This is a genomic window from Rouxiella sp. S1S-2 (genome assembly GCF_009208105.1).
GTDB lineage: Bacteria > Pseudomonadota > Gammaproteobacteria > Enterobacterales > Enterobacteriaceae > Rouxiella.
This window is the reverse complement of the sequence record NZ_WFKL01000001.1, coordinates 3,396,473-3,417,671: the sequence shown is the minus strand read 5'-3', so window position 1 is coordinate 3,417,671 and position 21,199 is coordinate 3,396,473. Positions and strand designations below refer to the sequence as shown.

20 protein-coding genes are annotated in these 21,199 nt (G+C 53.9%); 6 read left to right on the top strand and 14 right to left on the bottom strand.

The window, feature by feature from the left end:
- Positions 1-24 precede the first annotated feature (24 nt).
- A complete protein-coding gene (locus GA565_RS15725; protein WP_152199253.1) occupies positions 25-1,233 on the bottom strand; it encodes an aminotransferase class I/II-fold pyridoxal phosphate-dependent enzyme in 1,209 nt (402 codons plus the stop codon).
- Positions 1,234-1,424: 191 nt separating this feature from the next.
- Between GA565_RS15725 and GA565_RS15720 the strand changes: the two genes are divergently transcribed.
- A complete protein-coding gene (locus GA565_RS15720) occupies positions 1,425-2,618 on the top strand; it encodes a gamma-glutamyl-gamma-aminobutyrate hydrolase family protein (protein WP_193311921.1) in 1,194 nt (397 codons plus the stop codon).
- A gap of 59 nt (positions 2,619-2,677) precedes the next feature.
- On the opposite strand, the gene GA565_RS15715 is transcribed toward GA565_RS15720, so the two are convergent.
- The 7 genes from GA565_RS15715 to GA565_RS15685 all read right to left on the bottom strand — a co-directional run bounded on the left by GA565_RS15715 (position 2,678) and on the right by GA565_RS15685 (position 9,595).
- Entirely contained in the window at positions 2,678-3,598 is a 921-nt protein-coding gene (locus GA565_RS15715; protein ID WP_152199252.1) for a dihydrodipicolinate synthase family protein, read from the bottom strand.
- 47 nt (positions 3,599-3,645) lie between these two features.
- Positions 3,646-4,833 (bottom strand): Xaa-Pro peptidase family protein, encoded by a 1,188-nt coding sequence (locus GA565_RS15710; RefSeq protein ID WP_152199251.1) that lies wholly within the window; start codon positions 4,831-4,833, stop codon positions 3,646-3,648.
- Positions 4,834-4,867: 34 nt separating this feature from the next.
- A complete protein-coding gene (locus GA565_RS15705) occupies positions 4,868-5,965 on the bottom strand; it encodes a mandelate racemase/muconate lactonizing enzyme family protein (protein WP_152199250.1) in 1,098 nt (365 codons plus the stop codon).
- Between the two features lie 4 nt (positions 5,966-5,969).
- Positions 5,970-7,136 (bottom strand): M20 family metallopeptidase, encoded by a 1,167-nt coding sequence (locus GA565_RS15700; protein ID WP_152199249.1) that lies wholly within the window; start codon positions 7,134-7,136, stop codon positions 5,970-5,972.
- A gap of 47 nt (positions 7,137-7,183) precedes the next feature.
- Positions 7,184-7,927 (bottom strand): amino acid ABC transporter ATP-binding protein, encoded by a 744-nt coding sequence (locus GA565_RS15695; RefSeq protein WP_152199248.1) that lies wholly within the window; start codon positions 7,925-7,927, stop codon positions 7,184-7,186.
- Between the two features lie 24 nt (positions 7,928-7,951).
- The gene (locus GA565_RS15690) at positions 7,952-8,665 is read right to left on the bottom strand and encodes an amino acid ABC transporter permease (RefSeq protein WP_152199247.1); all 714 of its coding nucleotides are present in this window, start codon (positions 8,663-8,665) and stop codon (positions 7,952-7,954) included.
- A gap of 111 nt (positions 8,666-8,776) precedes the next feature.
- A complete protein-coding gene (locus tag GA565_RS15685) occupies positions 8,777-9,595 on the bottom strand; it encodes an ABC transporter substrate-binding protein (protein ID WP_152199246.1) in 819 nt (272 codons plus the stop codon).
- A gap of 188 nt (positions 9,596-9,783) precedes the next feature.
- On the opposite strand from GA565_RS15685, the gene GA565_RS15680 reads away from it, so the two are divergent.
- The 3 genes from GA565_RS15680 (at position 9,784) to nac (ending at position 12,770) form a co-directional block, all read left to right on the top strand.
- Positions 9,784-10,695: a GntR family transcriptional regulator gene (locus GA565_RS15680; protein WP_152199245.1), complete on the top strand. Its 912-nt coding sequence runs from the start codon at positions 9,784-9,786 to the stop codon at positions 10,693-10,695.
- Positions 10,695-11,480: an SDR family oxidoreductase gene (locus GA565_RS15675; protein ID WP_152199244.1), complete on the top strand. Its 786-nt coding sequence runs from the start codon at positions 10,695-10,697 to the stop codon at positions 11,478-11,480. The genes GA565_RS15680 and GA565_RS15675 overlap by 1 nt, the downstream gene beginning before the upstream one ends.
- A 360-nt stretch (positions 11,481-11,840) precedes the next feature.
- Entirely contained in the window at positions 11,841-12,770 is a 930-nt protein-coding gene (gene nac, locus GA565_RS15670; protein WP_152199243.1) for a nitrogen assimilation transcriptional regulator NAC, read from the top strand.
- 1 nt (position 12,771) lies between these two features.
- Here the strand turns inward: nac and lsrK are convergent, their stop codons facing one another.
- Positions 12,772-14,364 carry an autoinducer-2 kinase gene (gene lsrK, locus GA565_RS15665; protein ID WP_152199242.1) on the bottom strand — a complete coding sequence of 531 codons (1,593 nt, stop codon included), beginning with the start codon at positions 14,362-14,364 and terminating at the stop codon, positions 12,772-12,774.
- Between the two features lie 209 nt (positions 14,365-14,573).
- Here lsrK and lsrG point away from each other — a divergent pair, with 209 nt between their 5' ends.
- Positions 14,574-14,867, top strand: coding sequence for a (4S)-4-hydroxy-5-phosphonooxypentane-2,3-dione isomerase (lsrG, locus tag GA565_RS15660; protein WP_152199241.1), 294 nt, complete (start codon positions 14,574-14,576; stop codon positions 14,865-14,867).
- A gap of 5 nt (positions 14,868-14,872) precedes the next feature.
- On the opposite strand, the gene GA565_RS15655 is transcribed toward lsrG, so the two are convergent.
- The 5 genes from GA565_RS15655 to GA565_RS15635 form a co-directional block, all read right to left on the bottom strand.
- Positions 14,873-16,105 (bottom strand): MFS transporter, encoded by a 1,233-nt coding sequence (locus GA565_RS15655; protein ID WP_152199240.1) that lies wholly within the window; start codon positions 16,103-16,105, stop codon positions 14,873-14,875.
- A gap of 224 nt (positions 16,106-16,329) precedes the next feature.
- Positions 16,330-17,175 (bottom strand): amino acid ABC transporter ATP-binding protein, encoded by an 846-nt coding sequence (locus tag GA565_RS15650; RefSeq protein WP_226950977.1) that lies wholly within the window; start codon positions 17,173-17,175, stop codon positions 16,330-16,332.
- A gap of 15 nt (positions 17,176-17,190) precedes the next feature.
- Complete coding sequence (locus GA565_RS15645) at positions 17,191-18,105, bottom strand: amino acid ABC transporter permease (protein WP_152199239.1); 915 nt, start codon at positions 18,103-18,105, stop codon at positions 17,191-17,193.
- Positions 18,098-18,649 (bottom strand): GNAT family N-acetyltransferase, encoded by a 552-nt coding sequence (locus GA565_RS15640; RefSeq protein WP_152199238.1) that lies wholly within the window; start codon positions 18,647-18,649, stop codon positions 18,098-18,100. The genes GA565_RS15645 and GA565_RS15640 overlap by 8 nt, the downstream gene beginning before the upstream one ends.
- Positions 18,650-18,665: 16 nt before the next feature.
- On the bottom strand, positions 18,666-19,592 hold the full coding sequence (locus tag GA565_RS15635; protein ID WP_152199237.1) for a transporter substrate-binding domain-containing protein: 927 nt from the start codon (positions 19,590-19,592) through the stop codon (positions 18,666-18,668).
- Between the two features lie 248 nt (positions 19,593-19,840).
- On the opposite strand from GA565_RS15635, the gene GA565_RS15630 reads away from it, so the two are divergent.
- Positions 19,841-21,193 (top strand): LLM class flavin-dependent oxidoreductase, encoded by a 1,353-nt coding sequence (locus GA565_RS15630; RefSeq protein WP_152199236.1) that lies wholly within the window; start codon positions 19,841-19,843, stop codon positions 21,191-21,193.
- The last annotated feature ends 6 nt before the right edge of the window (positions 21,194-21,199 follow it).

The following is a 21,199-nucleotide window of genomic DNA, read 5'->3' as shown; positions in this document are numbered from 1 at the left end:
ATACGCACTAAGCTGCTGTAGCGGTCACGAGAGTGCCGCGCAGGCGTGAATAATCCGCGCGCAGGCCTCGTCAAGCCGCTCGTCGTCAATGGCATAGGCGATGCGCAGATAGGGCGATGCCCCAAACGCTGAACCCTGCAGCGTAGCGACGTGCGCCGCGTCCAGAAGATATTCAACGAAATCTACGTCGCTGCCGATAGTTAACCCTTTCGGCGTGGTTTTACCCAACATCCCCGTACAGTTGGCGAAGACATAGAACGCACCGGGCGGCAGGTCGGCGCTCAGGCCGTCTATTTGTGCGATGCAGGCCATCATCTTTTGACGTCGAGTATCCAGAATTGCGCGCCATTCGGCCAGGAAGCCATTGTCTTGCTCAAGCGCAACCACTGTCGCGGCCTGAGAGATGGAGCTCGCGTTGGAGGTGCTCTGAGACTGCAAGACTTGCATTGATGAAATCAGCCAGGCCGGACCTCCGGCATAGCCAATCCGCCAGCCGGTCATTGAATAGCCCTTCGACACACCGTTTACCGTCAGAATGCGGTCGTTCAGGCGTGGCTCAACCTGAGCCAGCGTCACAAACTGTGCTGGCGGGTGGCAAATGTGTTCATAAATATCATCGGCCATGATTAACACGTGCGGCTCTGCAAGGAGTACGTCGGCCAACGCACGCAGCTCTTCAGCACTGTAAACGGCACCGGTCGGGTTATTGGGTGAATTCAGAATCAGCCAGCGGGTCGCGGGGATAATGGCGGCAGCGAGGTCGGCAGCCTGCAGTTTCCAACCGTTTTCTTCGGTACAGGGCACGATACGCGGCTCGCCGTCGGCCAGGGACACCATATCGGGATAGGAAACCCAGTAGGGCGCGGGAATAATAACTTCTTTTCCTGTTGAAACGGTTGCCAGAAGTGCGTTAAAAATTAGCTGTTTTGCACCACTCCCGGCGATAACTTCATTAGGCTGGTAGCCAAGTTGGTTTTCACGGGAGAATTTACTGATAATGGCCTGCTTCAGTGCTGCTGTACCGGCGACTGCGGTGTATTTTGTGTCACCTTGTACAATGGCGGCGATGCCTGCCTGTTTGATGTGTTCCGGCGTGTCGAAATCAAGTTCTCCTTCTCCAAGATTGATGACATCCACGCCGGCATCAGACAGTGCGCGCACTCGATCAGAAATAACCGCCGTCGGTGATGGTCGAACACGTCGCATTCTTGGCGCAGTAAATTCAGCTGACATCTTTCACCCTTTTGTAAGATTGAAGCAATATTGTATTTTTTGTATCAAATAAACCAATTTAAATTATCATGGCTTTTAGAAGATTGCTCATGCTTTCTTCAGCTTTCGCTGAGAATTTTGTCGGCGTCGTGGCAGAGATTTCGCAGAAAATCACTGTTAATACTATTTTTTTTCATCAGGTTAAGTAAAAAATGACATTAACGTTCGTTGCACATAACACCCCGGAGCCCGCGCTATATGGCGCAATGGCGTCGGTACTTGCCTGTCAGCGAGGCGTGGGTTTAGCTCATCTACCGGTTGACTGGAACAAGCAGCGCTATGCCGACGCCTGCCAGCATGTGACCGCGGAGGGTGAATTAGTCTCCAGCGGACTGCTGTGGTATGAACGCCTTAGTGGAAAATCAGCGGGGAAGGTGTGGCAGCTTGACGACCTCCTCAGCCTGCACGGTGGAAAAGACTGGGTTATTCCTCTTGGGCCATCCCAGCTTGAATCTTTTACCAAACTGGCACGCGCAGTCAGAGACTATTCGGTTGAATATCAGTTAGTAGAAGTTGAACGGGTAGCGCAGGGCTATCAATTAGGGCGCGGCAGCAGCGGTCAGGGGCTTTGGTGGCGCGACAGTTTCGGGCGCTTTACCGCAGGCCATCGCACGCCGCCAATGCCGGGCGCTCGCCGATTGCGGATTGCGCTGATCGGCACTTACTCTGACCAGTTGGGCAGTTATCCCGCGACGCTAGCGGCATTGGGTGACGCAGCCGAGGCGCTGGGCATGGCCGTTGAAACGGTGTTTATTCCGCCGCGTGCGCCTGAAAACGTATTATTAGGCACGCTGCAGGATGTCGATGGCGTACTGATGCCGGGCGGTTCTGACATGCTAAACGTTGCCGGGCAAATTCGCGTTGCACACTACTGCCTACAGCATGAGCTTCCCGTGCTTGGGCTGTGTCTGGGGATGCAAACCATGGCGACGGCGGTTATTCAGCAAATGTTGGGCAACACGCAGGCCAATCTGGCGGAGGCTGACCCGCTGGCACCGCTCAAGACGTTTGTGCCGCTTGCTCAAACGTCAGGACATCCGCAGCACCGACTGGGCGACGACGTAATGAAAATGTGCAGTGATTCCCAGCTTGCCTCCTTGTTGGGTGAAGAGGCAACGGTGCGCTATAACCACCGCTTTCAGCTAAACCCACAGTTTAAAACCAATTTGCAAAGCTACGGATTAACCGTGTCTGGCACTGACCGCAGTGGCACGATTGCGGATGGAATAGAATATGCTGCGCATCCGTTTTATGTCGGCGTGCAGGGGCACCCGGAGCTAACCTCGGCCGCTGAACGGCCACATCCGTTAATCAGTGCGTTCCTGAAAGCCGCAGCCAATAAGTAACTAAAAATGCCCTCTTTACAACAAGAGGGCCTCAGAGGAGTGATTCTACAGCGAGCAGCTTATTTCAGCGTAACGCCACAACGGCTATCGGCTGCTAGTCTCAGCAGCTCGCTCTTCACTTCTTCGATAACGTCGCCCTGAAGGTCGTTAAGCGGCGAACGCACGTGATGACCGTCGAAACCGCGCAGGTTCATGGCGGCTTTCACCACCTGCGGCTGGCCGTGGCGGCGTGCCAGTGCGCGATACGGATACCACAGTTGGTGCAGTTCGCGTGCGGTATTGGCGTCGCCGTTTTCCAAAGCTCGATAAGTTGCCAGAATCAGTTCGGGCAGGGCGCCGCTGTTGGTGGTGCTGATGCCGTCAAAACCGCACATCATGGGGCCAAGAAAGGCCAGATCTGAGGCACAAAACAGACGCAGACGACCACCAAGGCGATTGGCAATTTGATCGATAGCCGTCGGATTCAGGTCGCCCTGCTTAATACCAACCACACCTTCAATATCGGCCAGCTCCTCCAGCACTACCGGCGGCAGAGTAATGCCAATGCCGGGCGCGTTATAAACCAGAATGCCGGTGCGAGACAGCGGAGCCATCTTCTTGAAAAAACTGACGATCTGCGCATTAGTCACTTCTGAAACGAAGGGTGGCGTGACCATTGGCAGGCCGCCGAGTTCGCCCGCCAGCGTGGTTAACTCGCCGACGACGCGGGTGTCTGAGCCTGCGCTGCACAGCATCACCGGAACGCGGTCGCCAACGACGTCCATCACGTTGCGAAACAGCACGGCGCGCTCTTCGGTGGTCATGGTGGGAAACTCGCCGTAGGTGCCGCCAATCAAAATGCCGTCGTAGCCTAGCTCAATCACGCGCTCGACGTTGCGGGCCAAACCGGCAAAGTCGAACTCGCCGTTGGCGGTAAAAGGGGTCACGGTAATATTAAAAATTCCGCGCAGCCGCGCCTGACTTTCACTGATATCTTTCATTGAATATTTCCTTTCTAAACGAAGACTGTTCTTAGCTAACGCATTCTTTACTCGAGTAAAGAGAGCGGACGTTCGACAGAGCCTAAAATTCGATAGCCAGTGTCGGTCACCACGATGGTTTCACTCACGCCCACGGTGAACTCGCCATAAATTCGCAGTGCGGGAGGAATATGGAAGGTCATGCCCGGCTGCAGTTCGGTAGTAATACCGCTGTAAAGACTGAGAATGGCTCCCTCGCCCCAGTCGGGAGCGAAAGAGATCCCAATCGAGTAACCGGTGCGTTTTTTAAAATTGTCGGTATAACCCGCTTTGTCGATCACTTTCTGGCAGGCGAGGTGCGGGGCTTCACAGGTTGCGCCGGGACGAATCGCATCAAGTGCCGCCTGCAACGCCTCCTGACAGGTTTTTTCCATTTCCAGCGCCACGGCGGGGGGGTTACCCAGCCAGGCAGAGCGCATTAGCGCGGCGTGGTAGCGGTCGTGGGTCGCTGCCATTTCAAGGAAAATAGGGTCACCGTCGAGAATGCGACGACGTCGCCAAGTGCCGTGCGGTATACCGGTGCGCGGACCGCTCGACACCAGCGGTTCCATCCCCATATATTCTGAGCCAGCGGCAATCGCCGCACCCATCATGGCGGAAACCAGATCATTTTCGCTGGCACCTGCGGCGATGGCGTTGCGACCGGCGAGCATGCCGGCGTCAACGTAGCGGGCGGCGAAGGCCATTTTCTCCAGCTCGGCGACTGACTTCACGGCGCGCAGTCGTTCAATTACGCCGGCAGCGTCGTGGATCGTGCCCAGCTCGGCCTGCAGCGCCTCGTATACTGCAATCGGCAAGAACCAGCCACGCTTGTCGATACCGATGCGCTTTTTCGTCCAGCCGCGGGTTTTTAATACTTCGAGCAGGAAGTTGACCGGATTATCACCATCGGTATAGATAGCCGCATCGCGGATAAAGGTGTTGGAAATAAAGTTAAAGTATTCGAGTTGGCGAATAACAAACACCGGTTCGCCTTCAACCGGCAGCACCAACGTTTGAAAGGTGTAATAACCCGGCGTTTGTTGTCCGGTCAGGTAAAAAATGTTTTCGGGACCCGTGATAACCATCAGGTCCAGACCCGCCTCGGTCAGCAATTGGCGTGCACGCGCAATACGCAGCGAATATTCGGCCTCCGCAAACGCGGACTCTGCACCCGGTACCACCCGTCCAAGGTCTGGCAATTCTGTTTTATGCATGATTCACTCTCGCTCTCAGATTTAAATCAGGTTTTTAAGAAGAAAAGGTTTGAATAAGTTCGGCCTGTAATGGATCAAAGGTGATGCCTAACCCTCCGGTGTCAACGCAGTTCACCAGACCCTGGGAATAGGTCAGCCCCAGCACTGGATCGTTGGCGAGGCCATCGGCGCCATAAAGTTCGGCATGGGCAGGTTGGCAGGCGTGGGCTACGTGCAGCGCCGCCGCCGTGGCTGCTGCACCTTCGTTCATTTGCCCAATCATAAAAGGAATACCGGCGGCGCTGAGCCGACGTGCTGCGCGAACCGATGGGGCAATCCCGCCCATCTTCACCAGCTTGATGTGCGCCCAGACTTTCCCCTCCATCGCCAAAATACGCGCCAGATCGGCCTCGGAGCTCATGCTTTCATCAAGCATCAGCGGTATCGGACTGGCGGCGGCAAGCGTGGGATAGAGATGCGCATTGGCGTCCGAAATGGGCTGCTCGAGATAGCTCAATTCAAACTTTTGCAGCGCCAGCAAATTGCTGCGTGCCTGCTCCGGCTGCCACTGGCCGTTAGCATCGGCCGAGAGGTGAACCTCATGGCCAAAGCGGCGACGAAGGGCAGTCATACGATCAATATCCTCCGCCAGCGAGCCTATCCCCACCCTAAGTTTAAGATGGGTAAAGCCGCGTTCCATGTAGGCGCTGGCCTGACTTAGCATGTGATCTTGTGAGCTCCAAAACAGCGTCTGGTTAGTGGCGTAAGAAACCGGCTCTGGGAAATCAGAGCCGACCAGTCTCGCCACGCTGCAGCCGTTTTGACGGGCAATCAGGTCATGCAGTGCCATGTCTAAGAGCATGCGCGTGGGGGCAAGGCTTGAGACAAGCTGCGTCTCAAGCGTAAGCAGTAAATGGCTCGCAGACTGATCTAAATCGAGTGTACGAAGAGTTCGCATCACGTCGCAGAGCACTATTTCGGCGCTGTAACCGTTGAGGTAGGCAATGTTAATGCGCACCTCACCCAGCCCGCTGACGGATTTCTCCTCAAGCAGCAGATACAGCTCGTCCAATCCGGCAATGCTGCCGGACGAGGCGGTATAAAGTTGCAGATGCGGGTAGCGCAGGTCGGCGCGATAGAGCGTGGCTTTCACCGGATTATCCTCGCGTCATCATTTTCAGAGCGACATCGCGGTAGATATCACCGGCGGCAATGAACTCGTCCAGCGGAACAAATTCATCGGGCTTGTGCGCGACCGAAAGCGATCCCGGCCCGATAACAATGCCCTTGGTGCCAAGGCTGCGAAAATGCACCAGGTCACAGCCACCCTGGAATCCGAACGGACCGGGTTCTTCCATGCCCTGAGCGCGGCAGGCTTCAAGACCGGCCTGTACAATGGCTTCATCAACGGCAGTTTCGGTTGCGCCACCCGTAGTGGGTTTGAAGGTGATAATTTCACTGCGCACGCCGAATTTTTCATGCGCCAGCGTCAGCAGGTCACGCAGCTCTTGTTTGACCTGCTCTTCGTCTTCTCCCGGTACCATGCGGCGGTCGAGCAGCAGCTCGCAGCTGTCGGGCAGCACGTTGTCGGCGTGACCGCCCGAGATGCGTGTGACGGTCAGGCTGGCCGAACCCACCAGTGGATGGCAACGACAGCGCACAGTGTGTTCGTGCTGTTGTTCCACCAGACCTAAAAGCTGTGCCGCGCGGAAAATGGCATTTTCACCCAGTTCAGGCGTGCCGGAGTGAGCGGTAACGCCGTGAACGCGAACCAATGGCCGAAGACTGCCTTTATGCGCCGAATAGGTGGTGTTTGACGTGGGTTCGCCGATAACCGCATAGTCAATTTTGGCTGGTGCTTCGCGCACATAAAATTTGGCGCCTTCGCTGGCGACCTCTTCATCGGCAACGAAAATACCCATCAGCGTGCCAGACCAGCTTTCAGGGGCGGCGGCGAGCATACGCATGGCTTCAATCATTGCCACCAACGGCCCTTTAGCATCGCAAGAACCGCGGCCAAATAGTTTGCCGTCGCGCTCGGTGAGGGTGAACGGATCCTGACTCCAGCCGGTACCTGCTGGCACGACGTCAATGTGCGTGTTGAAGGCAAAGCACGGACCCACGCCATTTTCCAGGCGGGCAATGACGTTGGTGCGTCCCGGTTCATATTCGCTGAGCGTTAAATCAAAACCAGCCTCTTTTAGCCAAACGCTGATAAGTTCTGCGGCTTCGCGCTCGCGGCCTGGTGGGTTCTCGGTATTGATAGCCACGAGTGCCGCGAGGTCATGCTTCATTCTGTCGATATCGGGTGATAGGTTTTTCATCAATTTCTCCTGAAAATGCCCCTGGTGAGGCGCATAGAAAAAATAACTCAGTGCAAAATCTGGTCGAGGAAGCGTTGTGCTCTTTGGCTCACTTCTCCCCCGAAGAATTTATCGCTGGTTGCATATTCAATAATTTCGCCGTTTTCCATAAATACGATGTGGTTGGCGGCGCGACGGGCAAAGCCCATTTCATGGGTGACCACAATGCTGGTCATGCCTTCGGCGCTGAGGTCGGCCATGACGTCAACCACTTCGCGGATCATTTCGGGGTCAAGCGCTGAAGTCGGTTCGTCGAATAGCATCAGTTTTGGCTTCATTGCCAGCGCACGTGCGATGGCCACACGCTGCTGCTGGCCGCCAGACAGTTCGTCAGGGAAGCTGTCCGCCTTGTCAGGAATACGCACTTTGTCGAGCAACTCAAGAGCCTGTGTCTGTGCCTCGGCGCGACTCACGCCGAGCACCGTCATTGGCGCGAGCATGATGTTTTCCGCCGCCGTGAGGTGTGAGAAAAGCTCATAACTCTGGAACACCATGCCAATATCCTGGCGTAAACGGTGTGGCTCGACACCGGCCTTGGTGATGTCGCTCTGGCGGAAAAAGATGCTGCCGCCTTCAATGGTTTCGAGCAGGTTAACGCAGCGCAACAGGGTGGATTTTCCCGAACCGGATGGCCCGATCAGCACCACCGTTTCACCCTGCGCCACGCTCAGCGTGCAGTTCTTCAACACGTGCTGGCTGCCGAAGTGTTTATCGACGCCGATGATTTCCAGCAGGGGCTTTTCAGTTTTCATCTGTTTTCCCTAGGGGTTGGCGAGTTAGTGAGACGAGCTGCTGCGCAGCAGCCGTTCAGTCAATGACAGTGCGGGCTTCTTGCGCTTTTTCGGGTCCAGTGCACGCTCGAGCCAGGCTTGTCCAATCATGAACAGGGTGGTCAGCGCGAGGTAATAGATGCCGGCGGCACACAGCGCTTCAAAATAACGAAAGCTGGCGCTGGCCGTCTGGTTGGCTATCAACAGCAGTTCCTGTACGGCTATCACCGACACCAGAGCACTGGATTTCAGCATGCTTATCATCTGGTTACCCATTGGAGGCAGAATAATGCGCGCCGCCTGGGGCAACACAATTTTGCGCATGATCTGACCTTGGGTCATGCCCAGCGCCATGCCTGCCGTGCGCTGTCCGCTTCTCACCGCCTGCAGCCCGGAGCGCAGGATTTCGGCCATGTAAGCACCTTCGTTGAGTGAGAGCGCCATCACCGCACAGGTAAAGGCTGAAAAGCGCAGGCCAAAGCTTGGCAGCACGTTATAAACAAAGATGATTTGAAACAGCACCGGCGTGCCGCGAAATAACCATAAATAGAAGAAGGCTAAAATAGGGCCCGCCTTAAAGCGGGACTCCTGAAGTAAAGCCAGTATCAAGCCAGTGACGATGCCTAAAAACAGCGAACAGACTGTGATTAGCAGGGTCATTACTGCGCCCTGAAAGAACGCCGGTGACAATAGGTATTGCCAAACCAGATCAACAGACATGATTTTTCCTCAATGTCAGGGAGCGAAACGTGCAAAAACGGCTATCGGTCAGCGGACAAACTGTTTGCCACGCTGCCTCTGGTGCAACAATAAAACGGACAAAATAAAACATTAGAAAATCGATACCGAAGCCGGAAACTGCCATTTTTGAATCAGTTTCTGGTAGCTGCCGTCGGCGACGAGGTCTTTAAGCCCGCTTTCCAACAGTGATTTCATCTCGGTATCGCCTTTACGTACGGCAAAGCCGATATGAGTCTCGGCTTCAAACTCGGGGCCGGTAGTTTCGAAGGTGTCGCCTTTTTCACTCAGCAGCGCAACGGCACCGGGGGTGGAAAGGTATTCTGCGTCGGCACGTTTCTGTGCAACGGCAACGGCAGAGTCAGTCGCGGATGGGAAGGTCAGTACAGTGAGGGTCGGTTTTTTGGCGTCGAGACATTTCTGATTGTCGGTGCGGGCCTGACTCTCTTCAATGCCGCCGAGGGTGACGGCGATATTTTTGCCACATAGAGACAGGTCGCGGCCGGTTATTTTTTCAGGATTTCCCTTGGAAACAATCACGCGGCTGCCGATTTTGAGGTAAGGCACAAAATCCACCTGCTCGGCGCGGGCAGGATTGATGTACATCGCAGAGTTAATAATATCGAGGCGCTTGCCCTGCAGCGCAGGGATCAATCCCTTAAACTCCATAGACATCGGCGCAGGTTTAAGCGACAGCTTTTTTGACAGGGCGGTAATTAAATCGATATCAAATCCACTCAGCTTGCCGTCTTTGATAAATTCAAACGGCATGAAGGTCGCAGCGGTCCCGTAAGTCAGCTCACCCGGAGTGACTAACGACGGCAAGGCCGCTTGACTGACCAACGGAAAACTCAGGCAAAGGGCAGCCAGAGACAGGGTGGTATATCGACGCAAAAAAGTTTTTTTCAGCATGACAGACTCCATCTTCTCATGAGCAGGATTGCTCTTTGTGTATCATTAAATACAATTAAGTTCGTGAGTCAAGGCTCTTTTATGGTGCGTTATTGCACGATTTAGGGGATTATCGCTCAGGCTTCACCCAGCAAGAATGCTGTGATATTGTATATTCATTGCAATAAATACTTTAGGTGCCTGCTTTCATGACACAAACAGCAACCGCCAGCGGAAGGCGTCTGGCTAACCAAATCCTCGACCTGATCCGAGAAGCAAAATTTGAGCCAGGCCATCATTTGCGTGAGCAACAATTAGCCGACATGGCCGGGGTTTCTCGCACGCCGGTGCGCGCTGCGCTCAAGTTACTGTGTGAATTAGAGATTATCGAAGCACGCCGTAATCAGGGATTTTTCCTGCTAAAGGCCTACGACGAACTGCAGCGTATCAGCATCGATATCCCGACCAGCAGTGATCAGGAGTTATATGAGCAGTTGGTCAAAGACCGCATCGCTGGAAAGCTCCCCGATTCCCTGACCCAAATCGAAATTTCCCAGCGCTATGACGCCGATCGAGGCGTGATGTCGCGAACACTGCTGCGCCTGTCCGAAGACGGGCTGATCGCCCGCAATAAAGGGCATGGCTGGTCTTTTTTACCCACGCTAAACAGCGATGTGGCACTCAGTAACGGCTACGGATTCCGGCTGATGATAGAGCCTGGCGGCCTTATCTCCCCCAACTTTCGCGCCGATAAAAGTGCGCTTAAGCGACTGCGTCTGCAGCATATTTATCTGATTGATCATCCAGATATTCTCAACGTGGACGGTCGGCAAATTTTTGAAACTGACGCAAACTTTCACGAGTTGCTGGCCGAATTCAGCGGAAATATTTTTGTTTTACAGGCGATTCAGCAGCAGAACCGCCTGCGCCGCCTGCTGGAATTTGGCAGCTATACCAACAAACAGCGCGTGCGTGAGTGGTGTCAGGAACACGTTGCCATCATTGATGCGGTGCTTGAAGAAAGGCAGGCCGACGCGGCCGAAATGATGCGTCTACACCTGCAGTCCGCTTATCAGATGGTTTTGAATAAAGTCAGTAAATCTAACGAAAGAGGGTTGTGATGGATTTTGGAATTAGAGGCCGCGTTGCGCTGGTCAGCGGGGCAGGCGGCGGGCTAGGACGCGCAATGGCGCTGTCATTGGCCGCGGAAGGCGCGGTGGTGGCAGTGTGTGGCCGCACAGAAGCGGCTTTGAACGAAACCGTAGAGACAATCAAAGCGGAGGGCGGTCGTGCCATGGCTTTTGTGTTGGATTTAACGCAGCCCGAAAAATTTGACCAAGTGCTGGCGGGGATTCATCAGTATCTTGGCCCGGTGGGGATTCTGGTAAATAATTCCGGTGGGCCGCCACCGTCGAAGGCCAGCGGCGTTGCGCCAGAAACCTGGGCCATGCAGTTTGCTACCATGGTAAGTTCGCTGATTCTATTAACCGACAAAGTATTGCCTGATATGCGCAGTCTGGGGTGGGGGCGGATTATTACCAGCACCTCTTCCGGCGTTGTGACCCCCATCGCTAATCTCGGCATGTCGAATACCCTGCGTATGGCACTGGTTGGCTGGTCGAAAACCTTGGCTGGCGAAGTAGCCAGTGAGGGCATCACCGTTAACATTATTCTGCCGGGGCGCATTTCAACCAAGCGTTTAGGCCAGCTTGATGAAGCGCGAGCAGGGCGTGAAGGTATTTCGGTTGAAGATGTGGCGCGCAAAAGTGCAGCAACCATCCCGTTAGGCCGCTATGGTGAACCCGAAGAGTACGGCGCGGTCGCGGCGTTTCTCGCTAGCCGACAGGCTTCCTACATGACCGGCTCGGTTGTTCGCGTTGATGGCGGCATGATCCCTTCCGTTTGATCTTTAGCATTGACTCAGCGGCCGGAAGCTTTTCAGCTGCGGCCGCTTTCTTTTTTCCTAAAGTCATAAGTTTGCATTATGTTGGTGCAAAGATACTGGATGTTTTATCAATAATGCTTTCCTCGCTATTCCATTTCTTACTTATTACTCATCGTTTTTTCTTATTTTATAGGTGATTAGCCTGATTTTTTTGCTGAGTTTATTTCCTAACAGCCTGATTGGCCTTGATCTTGCTTTGTTAAATCTCAGGTTTCGACGAATAACTCATTCGCGGAAATTATGATAAAGAAATTTTGCTTTAGTTAGGGGTGACCCTATTTCATTCGGTTAATACCACCACCAGGTTCGATGGAGACAGAGATGAATCTCAGACGCTTAAAGTACTTCGTGAAAATCGTCGATATCGGCAGTCTCACGCAGGCTGCAGATGTGTTGCATATCGCTCAACCGGCCCTGAGTCAGCAGTTGGCTACGCTAGAGGGAGAATTGAAGCAGCAGCTTTTGATTCGGACTAAGCGTGGGGTGACGCCGACTGAAGCGGGAAATATTCTTTATGCCCATGCGCAGACGATTTTACGCCAGTGCGAACAGGCCCACAGCGCGGTTAACTGCGCAGGTATGGCGCTAAACGGTCAGGTGTCGGTCGGCATGGCACCAGGAACAGCGGCCTCACTGCTGGCGTTGCCGTTGCTACAGGCTGTGCGTGAACAGCATCCCGGTATTTTGTTGTATCTCAACGAGAATTTTGGCAGTGAACTGACCGACCAGACGGTCAACGGTCGCATGGATATGGCTGTGCTTTACGGCAATAAGGCGATTCAGGGCCTGTCGTTTGTGCCGTTGATGAAAGAGGACCTTTATCTGGTGGCGACCAACAGCGTGCCCAACCCGGGTAAGTACATCGAGCTTTCAGACGTTGCCAAGCTTAATCTCTTCCTGCCGCGCACCCATGACGTGCTGCGCAAGTTGGTGGACGATGCCATGACCTTAAGAAGGCTTTCAGCGAAAGTGATTGGTGAAATTGAGTCTGCCGGGACCTTAACGGCGGCGATTGCCAGCGGTCTCGGTGCTACGATTTTACCTGAATCCGCCGCTCGTGCGATCATCGGGCCGGCCAATGCCTGGATGTCATGCATCAGCAGCCCGTCTATTCAGGCGCCACTTTCACTGTGCATTTCAGACCATCTGCCACTGTCGCAGCCTGCGCAGGCGGTACAAAAAATTCTGCTGTCACTGGTGGCTGATAGCCGCGAGCGAGAAGACGTGCGTCCGCTGCTGGCCGTAGGGTGATTCACAGACCCGGCGCTTTCCACATTGAAGTGGTCAAGCCGCTGTCTACCAGCGTTAACTGGTCGGCGTAAACCGCCTGCCAGTTGGCCTTTTGACTGATATATTGCTGATGATTTTCTGAGTTTGGCTGATATTCCCGCTCCCAACGCACCAGCGCCTCGCCCGTTTCGGCCAGTGATTGATACAACCCTGCGGCAACCCCCGCCGCAATGGCACATCCTAGCGCTGTGGCCTCTTTAACCTGAGGCACCTTAACCGGCTTGCCGGTGACGTCGCTCAGTATCTGACTCCACAGCGTTCCCTTGGAACCCCCGCCTGCAAACACCAGCGATGGCGCATTCACCCCTGAAAATCCGGCGATAAGTTCCAGATTACAGGCCGACACGATGGCTGCATTCTCCTCCAGTGCCCTAAACAAGGTCTGTTTATTGCACTTAAGTGGATCGATTGACAGATTAATAAACGACGGCGCGGCGTGGTACCAGCTTTTAAAATGCATCGCGTCGGAAAAAATCGGCATCACGCCCCATGAGCCAACCGGCACGCGTGCGGCCATATCTTCAAGCAGGCTATAGGTGTCAACGCCCAGCCGTTCGGCCAGTAATTTCTCCTCAGAGCAAAAGGCGTCGCGGAACCAGCGCATGGTCAGTCCGGTGAAGAAGCTAATGCATTCTGCCTGTGCCATGCCGGGGATTACGTGCGGGTTAATGCGAATATTCATCTCGGGGTCGGTGATCGGACGAGGCAAATTTACCACCTGCTGCCAGAAAGTACCGCCTAATACTGCCGTTTGCCCAGGGTGAACCAGTCCTAACCCGAGTGACCCAAGCTGCACGTCGCCACCCCCCATACCCACCGGTGTTCCGGCCTGCAGTCCACACTCTTCGGCACTGCCGGCGCTGATGCTGCCAAGCCGAGTACCGGTTTCAAGTACCGGAGACAAAATATCGGCACGCAGGCCCGCCAGTTCGAGCAATTCGGGGTGCCAGCGGCGAGTTTCGAGGCTCAGCATGCCGGTAGTGCCCGCATTGGAGGGGTCAACCGCCAGCTCGCCGGTCAGCCTGTAGGCCAGCCAATCGCTTATCATGGTCAAGGTAGCCGCCTGGCGATAAATATCCGGACGATGATGCGCTAACCACAGCAGGCGCGGCATGGCACCCAGCGCCAGCGTTTGGCCAGAATGCAGATACGCTTCGCGTTCGAACTCGCCCTGATGGATCTCTTTAAGTTCACTCACTTCGCGGCTGGCGCGGGAGTCAACGTTGGCGCAAGCCCAAATCGGCTCACCGCTTTTATCATAAAGCACAATGCCTTCACGCATTGAGCAGGCCGCTACGGCGGCAATGGCCGAGGCGGGAAGATGAGCCAGAGCCAGCGCCTGACGAATACATTGGCAGGTGAGTTGCCAGTTTTTATGCAGATCGAATTCCATTGAACCCGGCACGTCTGAAACAGGGTTGTGCTGCCATTCGGCCTGGCCGACGGCGATTTGCTGCCCCTCCAAAGAGAAAATGACCGCACGAATGCTGCCGGTTCCGGCATCCAGAGCCATAAGATAAGACGCCGTGGTGGATGAAGCTGTCAGTGAACTCATAGTCATCTTCTCTTTATTTTAATATTCGGCGGGCGAGGTGATGGATCAATAGTGGGCGCTATTTCGCTGTGATAACAAATATCTAAGCGGTTAAGTTTGGTAATTGTGATGTGTCTTGCATTTCCTTTAACAACCCCTCTGCGCAGGAAGTGCATTGGCTAAACTCGTTGTATGCCGATACAGCGGGTAAACGAATAAGGAATAAAAAGATGGAAGTCACGATGGTTGAAATTAACGTTAAGGCCGACAGCGTGGATGAGTTTTTGCGGGTGTTTAAGTTGAACCATCTTGGTGCATTGGGGGAGCCGGGAAATTTGCGTTTCGACGTTTTACAAGACAATGATGTCGCCACGCGCTTTTATATTTATGAAGCCTATCGTGACCTCGAAGCGGTCAATGCCCACAAGCAAACGCCGCATTATCTGGCCTGCGTTGAAGCGCTTGAGGCGTTAATGACCGAGCCGAGGAAAAAAACCAGCTTCAAGGGTGTGTTTCCCGAATAGGCTGTTTAGATAATCTGCCGTGGATTTTTTTTCTGCTGCATCAGTGCATAAATGCCTACTATCGCCGCCAGAAACCCTGAGGCAGCACCCACGCCCATCGACCAGCGAGGGCCAAAGTTGTCGGCAATCCATCCCACAATCGGCGCACCAATGGGGGTTCCACCCAATGCCACGCCGACTCGCAGCGCCATCACGCGTCCGCGCATCGCCGGTTCGGTTGAAAGCTGCATCAGGCTGCTGCTGGTATTCATAAACGTCAGCGCAGCGACGCCAATAATGATCAGCGAGGCGGCAAACAGCCAATAGTTGGGCGCAAGGGCCGCCAGGACGCCGCCGATGCCAAAAACGGCGGAGCCGACGATCATGAGATTAAACCTTGGGCGTTCTCGTCCGGCTGCCATCAGCGCGCCTGAAATGGTGCCCATCGCCATAAAGGTGGAAAGCATGCCGTAACCGCGCGCATCGGTATGAAAGACTCCAACCGCCATGGTTGAAAGAAAGATCGGGTAATTCAGCCCAAAGGTGCCAATTAAAAACAGCATGATCATCGAGGCTTTTAAATCGGGCCTGTTCCAGACATAGCGAAACCCTTCGGTAAAACTTCCGCGTTTGCGGTGAGCGCGGGCATTGGGGTGCAGCTCATGAGTACGAAACAGCGAGAGCGAAATCAATACGGCAATAAAACTGACGCCGTTCACCATAAACGCCCAGCCGGTGCCTATCGAGGCAATGGTCAGTCCGGCAATCGCGGGTCCAACCATTCTGGCGGCATTAAATGAGGTGGAGTTAAGCGCGACGGCATTGGAGAGGTCTGCATCGCCCACCAGTTCAGCCACAAAGGTCTGCCGCACGGGCGCATCGAAAGCCGACACACAGCCAAACAGGAAGGCAAATATATAGACGTGCCACAGTTGAACGACACTGGTGACGGTTAATATCCCTAACAAAATGGCCAGCGTTCCCATGGTCGCCTGGGTTGCCATTAACAGTTTGCGCTGATTAAAGTGGTCAGCGGCGAACCCGGTCCAAGGCAGGAGCAGCAACTGCGGGCCAAACTGCAGTGCCATCACTATCCCCACCGCGGAGGCATTATGATGGGTGAGCTGAGTGAGCACCAGCCAGTCCTGCGCGGTGCGCTGCATCCAGGTTCCAATATTAGACACCAGCGAGCCTGCTGCCCAAACGCGATAGTTGAAAAGTCGAAGAGAGCGGAAAACGCCCTTTGCTGCCATTGTCATGAGTTAAGAGCCTTTCTCCAGCCGTCTGTTTTTATCCCTGCAGACAAACAGTATACCGTTGTCTGCGCCAGGAAGGCCGTTTAGCTCGAGGACTTTATTCAGGACGTTGATTTGATGTCAGCGTTTTTTGAAATTCTCGGCTTGAAAGACCGACGGGCCTTTCAAGCCGAGAAATAGAGCGTCTGGACTGTATTTATGCAGCGGTATTAACCCTGTTTTTGGGGCTATAACACTTTTTCCAAAAAGCGACGTGTGCGGTGGTGGCGAGGATTATCAAGCACCTGAGCCGCGCTGCCGGTTTCAACGATAGCACCGTCAACCATAAACACCACACGGTCGGCAACCTGTCGCGCAAAACCAATTTCATGGGTGACTACCACCAGTGTGACGCCGGATTCTGCCAGCTTTTTAATCACGTCCAACACTTCACCCACCAGTTCGGGGTCGAGTGCGGAGGTCGGTTCGTCAAATAGCATCACTTTTGGATTAAGCGCCAGTGCGCGGGCGATGGCAATGCGCTGCTGCTGTCCGCCTGAAAGGTGGCGCGGCCAGGCATTGGCCTTCTCGCGCAGACCCACGGTATCGAGGAGCTCATAGGCACGTTCAATGGCCTGTTTGCGATTAAGCAAACCGTGAACGATAGGTGCCTCAATAATGTTGTCCAGCACGGTCATGTGTGGAAACAGGTTAAAGTTTTGGAAAACATAGCCGCAGTTAATACGCTGTTTCAGAATGGCCTTTTCTTTAAGTTCGTAAAGTTTATGGCCCTTGCGACGATAGCCTACGTATTCGCCGTCGATTTGAATAAAGCCTTCGTCAACCCGTTCAAGATGATTGATGGTGCGTAAAAGGGTGGATTTACCGGATCCTGACGGCCCTAAAATTACCGTCACGGTGCCGGGTTCGATGGTCAGGCTGACATCATTTAGCGCCTTGAAGATGCCGTAAGATTTACTGAGATTGCTGATTTCAATGCGTCCGGCATTTTGCGCCCGGCGGCCGAGAGGATTAATAGGTTGCGGCGCGATGGGCGCCGGACGATTAACAAAGAGATCAAAGGCTTCTGACATAATTCTTGCTCCTGTTTAAGGTCGTGATGCGCGCCATTGCAGCAGGCGTTGCAGGGGAGTCAGGGCAACCTGACGTGTAGTACCGCGAGCGAAATAACGTTCAACGTAATATTGAAAAACGGAGAGTACGGTGGTGATAACCAGATACCAAACGGTGGCCACCATCAGCAGTGGAATCACCTGTTGAGTGCGGTTGTAGAGGATCTGCACGGTATAAAACAGTTCTGGCATCGAGATGACGTAAACAATCGCTGTCCCTTTGGCGAGACCGATCACCTCATTAAATCCGGTGGGAATAATCGCCCGCAGTGCCTGCGGCAAAATAATGCGGAAGGTGCGGCGATAAGAGGGTAATCCCAGCGCGGCTGCCGCTTCATGTTGCCCCTGTTCTACGCCGACGATGCCACCGCGAATAATTTCGGCGGTGTAGGCTGACTGCACCAGTGAAAGGCCCAGCACGGCGACGGTAAACTGGTCGAGAAGGTCAACTGTCGGGTGTTTGAAGAACTCGATATGAGTAAATGGAATGCCAATTGACAGGTTGTCATAGAGGTAAGAGAAGTTATAAAGAACGATCAGCACCAGCAGCAGAGGAAGCGAGCGGAATAGCCAGATGTAGCCCCACGCCAGTGAGTTTAATAAATAGGATTTTGATAAACGGGCCAGCGCCAACAAGGTGCCGAAAATAATACCAAATACGGTCCCCAACAGGGTAAGCAGCAAGGTTCTGGCTAATCCAGAAAGGATCACCGGTTCAAAGAAGTATTGGCGAAATACGCCCCAGTCCCAACGCGGGTTAGTGGCGATGGATTCCACCAGTCCCAACAGGATAAAAATGGCGAAAACTGCGCCCAGCAGGCGCAGTGGATAACGGGCGGGTACGACCTTCAAAGGGGCAGAAGGGGTCGGTCGACGACTTAGGTCAGTCATAGGCTTTCTCCGTCAGATTTTCACTGCTGACGTTTGCAACAACGGCGGCAACCGCCGGGATCAAAGGTTTAATAAACGGCAAACTGCCGTTGTAAGGAGGTTGGAGCAGGGTTTCTCTGTCGACGGTGGTATCAAACTGCGGTTCATACCCCAGCGACAGATAAAGATTAACCGCCTCCGGTTGACGGAATCCGGTGGTCAGAAACACCCGAGTATAGCCCTGCGCCTGTGCCAATCGCTCAAGTTCCAGCACCACTTTTTGCGCCAATCCCTGACGACGTAGCGCAGAGTCGGTCCAGATGCGTTTGAACTCGGCGGTGCTGTCGTCGTAGCGTTTATAAGCGCCCATGGCAATTGGGCGCCCCTCGCGAAGCAGGACAATAAACACGCCGTCCGGTGGACCGTAGGCACCTATCGCATCCGCCTCTTTGCGATTACCAAAAATGTTGCCGTAGCGGGCGCGGTATTCACCAAACAGACCTTCGATGACCGGCACGATAAGCGGATCCTCAGGCTGCGTGTGTATGAATTTATCCTGGCTCATAGGTTCTTTCCTGCAATCAGTCGCCGAGGCCCGGCGGGTTAATCTCTGAATGGTCAATCTTCTCGACGCTCTCGCCCCAGCGGTCTAACACTTTCAGATAGCTGCCGTTGGCGATTGCGCTGTTAAGTGAAGCCTGAACCGCATCGACCAGTCCATTGCCTTTTTTCAATGTCACGGCGATGTTGGCGGTTTTTGGCCAGCCGCCAGGAACGATACCGACCAATTTGGTGGTGCCGGTCAATTTGGCTTTATAGGCCGCCGAGACGTTAGGTCCGAAGGTGGCGTCAGCGCGTCCTGACTGCAATGCCAGCGTTGAAGCCGCGTCGTCAGTCACATAAATTGGCGTAAAGGCTTTCAGACCTTTGGCCTGATTCTCTTTGTCCCAGGCTAACAGTACGGACTCCTGATTGGTGCCGGAGCCTACGATGATGCGTTTACCGGCAATATCGGGTGCCGATTTTATGGAGGTAATGCTGCTGGTGGATTTCACATAGAAGCCCAGCGTGTCCTGGCGATAGGTGGCGAAGTCGAATTTGGTTTTACGATCCTTGGTCACTGTAATGTTGTAGGTCGCGGCGTCGTATTTGCCAGAGGTCACACCCAGCGGCCAGTCTTCCCACGAGGCCGGAACCAGTTTAAGTTTCAAACCGAGACCATCGGCCACCAGGCGGGCAATATCAGACTCACTGCCGATGACGGTTTTGTTGTCGCGGGCAAACAGGCCAAACGGCGGCGCGCTGCCCAATACCGCTACGGCGACGGTTAAATAACCAGGATTAACGAATTTGAAATTTGTCGGTATTTTGGCCACCGCTTCTGGACTTGCAGGGGTGTTGATTGGGGTTTCATTTGCCACTAAATCGATACCGGAACTCGCGGCGTTTGCCAGCGATGAAATACCCAGTAACGCGGCGACGGCAGTTAATTTTGCGCTATGCATCATTGTTATTATTTATCCTGTAATTTTAATTCGTTGGGCTGTTGAATTCACTATTCCCGAGCACCGAGTCGAAGTAAAACAACAAAATTATCTATCCAAATTGATTAATTGAAAATGGGTTAAAACTGTTCTATGGCCCTGAGTGGGGGGTTATCTAATTACCGGCATAGGATGGAAGGTTTTTGTATTTAGTGTGCTGTGGGTTTTATGGAAATATCAAATAAAACCTATCTGTAATAAGGATGCTTACAATGAGTCATTCCAAGAAAAGTATTAAATTAGGCCTGATGCTGCACGGTGCTGGCGGACATATGAACTCCTGGCGTCATGAAAAAGCCCCGGCTGATGCCAGTGTTAATTTCCCCTATTTCCGCGATTTGGCCCTGCGCGCCGAAGCGGCAAACTTCGACTTCCTGTTCGTCGCTGACGGTCTGCACATTAATGAAAAATCCCTGCCGCACTTCCTGAATCGCTTTGAGCCGATCGCGCTGCTTTCCGCGCTGGCCTCGGCGACTCAGCGCATTGGCCTGGCGGGCACAATTTCTACCTCTTATAGCGATCCGTTCACCGTTGCGCGCCAGTTGGCGTCGGTTGATAACATCAGTCAGGGCCGAGCGGGCTGGAACGTGGTGACCTCTCCTCTGGCAGGATCGGCCAAAAACTTTGGCAAGGACCATCCAGAGCATTCGCTGCGTTATCAGATTGCTGAGGAGTATATCAACGTCGTGCAGGGGCTTTGGGACTCGTGGGAAGACGATGCCTTTACGCGTGACCGTGAAAGCGGCGTATTTTTTGATGCGTCAAAACTGCACAAGCTTAATCATGAAGGACGTTTTTTCTCAGTTGAAGGCCCGTTGAATATTCAACGTTCTCCACAGGGACAACCGGTTATCTTCCAGGCGGGCGCGTCTGATACCGGTATTGGTTTGGCAGGCAAGTCGGCCGACGCGGTATTTACCAATGCGCGCACGCTGGAAGAGGCGCAGGCATACGCCGCCAAGCTGCAGAAAGAAGTGGCGAAAAACAACCGTCATCCGGTGGGCATTTTCCCAGGGATAAGCCCCATCGTTGGCCGAACCGAAGAAGAGGCCGAAGCCAAATATCAGCACTTGCTTTCGCTGCTGTCGGTGGAGGACGCGCTGGCCTATCTGGGTCGCTTCTTTGACCATCACGACTTCTCGCAGTATCCACTCGACGGACCGTTCCCTGACGTCGGCGATTTGGGACAAAACACCTTCCGTTCCACCACTGACCAAATTAAACGTCGTGCAAAAGAAGAAAATCTGTCGCTGCGCGATATTGCTTTCCAGACCACGCTGCCTAAAGGCGAGTTCTTTGGCACGCCTGAGCAGGTTGCCGACACCTTTATTCGCTGGGTTGAAGCCGGCGGTGCCAGTGGGTTTATCATCAGCGGCCCGATATTGACCGAAGCGCTGGACGACGTGACGCGTCTGGTTCTGCCTATTCTCGCCGAGCGTGGCTACTGGCATCCGACGAGTGAAGTGCAAACACTGCGCCAGCGTTTAGATATTCCGTTTAAAACCAACCGTTACGCCAATAAGAACAAAGTGCGTGAATCTAACGCCAGCGTCGCGGCCAAATAAATAAAA

Excerpts from the sequence above, each read along its gene's own strand:
- nac (WP_152199243.1), top strand. The coding sequence starts at position 11,841 with ATGAATCTCAGACGCTTAAAGTACTTCGTGAAAATCGTCGATATCGGC.
- GA565_RS15635 (WP_152199237.1), bottom strand. The coding sequence starts at position 19,592 with ATGATGCATAGCGCAAAATTAACTGCCGTCGCCGCGTTACTGGGTATT.
- GA565_RS15650 (WP_226950977.1), bottom strand. The coding sequence starts at position 17,175 with ATGTCAGAAGCCTTTGATCTCTTTGTTAATCGTCCGGCGCCCATCGCG.
- GA565_RS15710 (WP_152199251.1), bottom strand. The coding sequence starts at position 4,833 with ATGCATAAAACAGAATTGCCAGACCTTGGACGGGTGGTACCGGGTGCA.
- lsrK (WP_152199242.1), bottom strand. The coding sequence starts at position 14,364 with ATGAGTTCACTGACAGCTTCATCCACCACGGCGTCTTATCTTATGGCT.
- GA565_RS15640 (WP_152199238.1), bottom strand. The coding sequence starts at position 18,649 with ATGAGCCAGGATAAATTCATACACACGCAGCCTGAGGATCCGCTTATC.
- GA565_RS15645 (WP_152199239.1), bottom strand. The coding sequence starts at position 18,105 with ATGACTGACCTAAGTCGTCGACCGACCCCTTCTGCCCCTTTGAAGGTC.
- GA565_RS15675 (WP_152199244.1), top strand. The coding sequence starts at position 10,695 with ATGGATTTTGGAATTAGAGGCCGCGTTGCGCTGGTCAGCGGGGCAGGC.
- GA565_RS15655 (WP_152199240.1), bottom strand. The coding sequence starts at position 16,105 with ATGACAATGGCAGCAAAGGGCGTTTTCCGCTCTCTTCGACTTTTCAAC.
- GA565_RS15690 (WP_152199247.1), bottom strand. The coding sequence starts at position 8,665 with ATGTCTGTTGATCTGGTTTGGCAATACCTATTGTCACCGGCGTTCTTT.
- GA565_RS15680 (WP_152199245.1), top strand. The coding sequence starts at position 9,784 with ATGACACAAACAGCAACCGCCAGCGGAAGGCGTCTGGCTAACCAAATC.
- lsrG (WP_152199241.1), top strand. The coding sequence starts at position 14,574 with ATGGAAGTCACGATGGTTGAAATTAACGTTAAGGCCGACAGCGTGGAT.
- GA565_RS15695 (WP_152199248.1), bottom strand. The coding sequence starts at position 7,927 with ATGAAAACTGAAAAGCCCCTGCTGGAAATCATCGGCGTCGATAAACAC.
- GA565_RS15720 (WP_193311921.1), top strand. The coding sequence starts at position 1,425 with ATGACATTAACGTTCGTTGCACATAACACCCCGGAGCCCGCGCTATAT.
- GA565_RS15700 (WP_152199249.1), bottom strand. The coding sequence starts at position 7,136 with ATGAAAAACCTATCACCCGATATCGACAGAATGAAGCATGACCTCGCG.
- GA565_RS15630 (WP_152199236.1), top strand. The coding sequence starts at position 19,841 with ATGAGTCATTCCAAGAAAAGTATTAAATTAGGCCTGATGCTGCACGGT.
- GA565_RS15685 (WP_152199246.1), bottom strand. The coding sequence starts at position 9,595 with ATGCTGAAAAAAACTTTTTTGCGTCGATATACCACCCTGTCTCTGGCT.
- GA565_RS15725 (WP_152199253.1), bottom strand. The coding sequence starts at position 1,233 with ATGTCAGCTGAATTTACTGCGCCAAGAATGCGACGTGTTCGACCATCA.
- GA565_RS15715 (WP_152199252.1), bottom strand. The coding sequence starts at position 3,598 with ATGAAAGATATCAGTGAAAGTCAGGCGCGGCTGCGCGGAATTTTTAAT.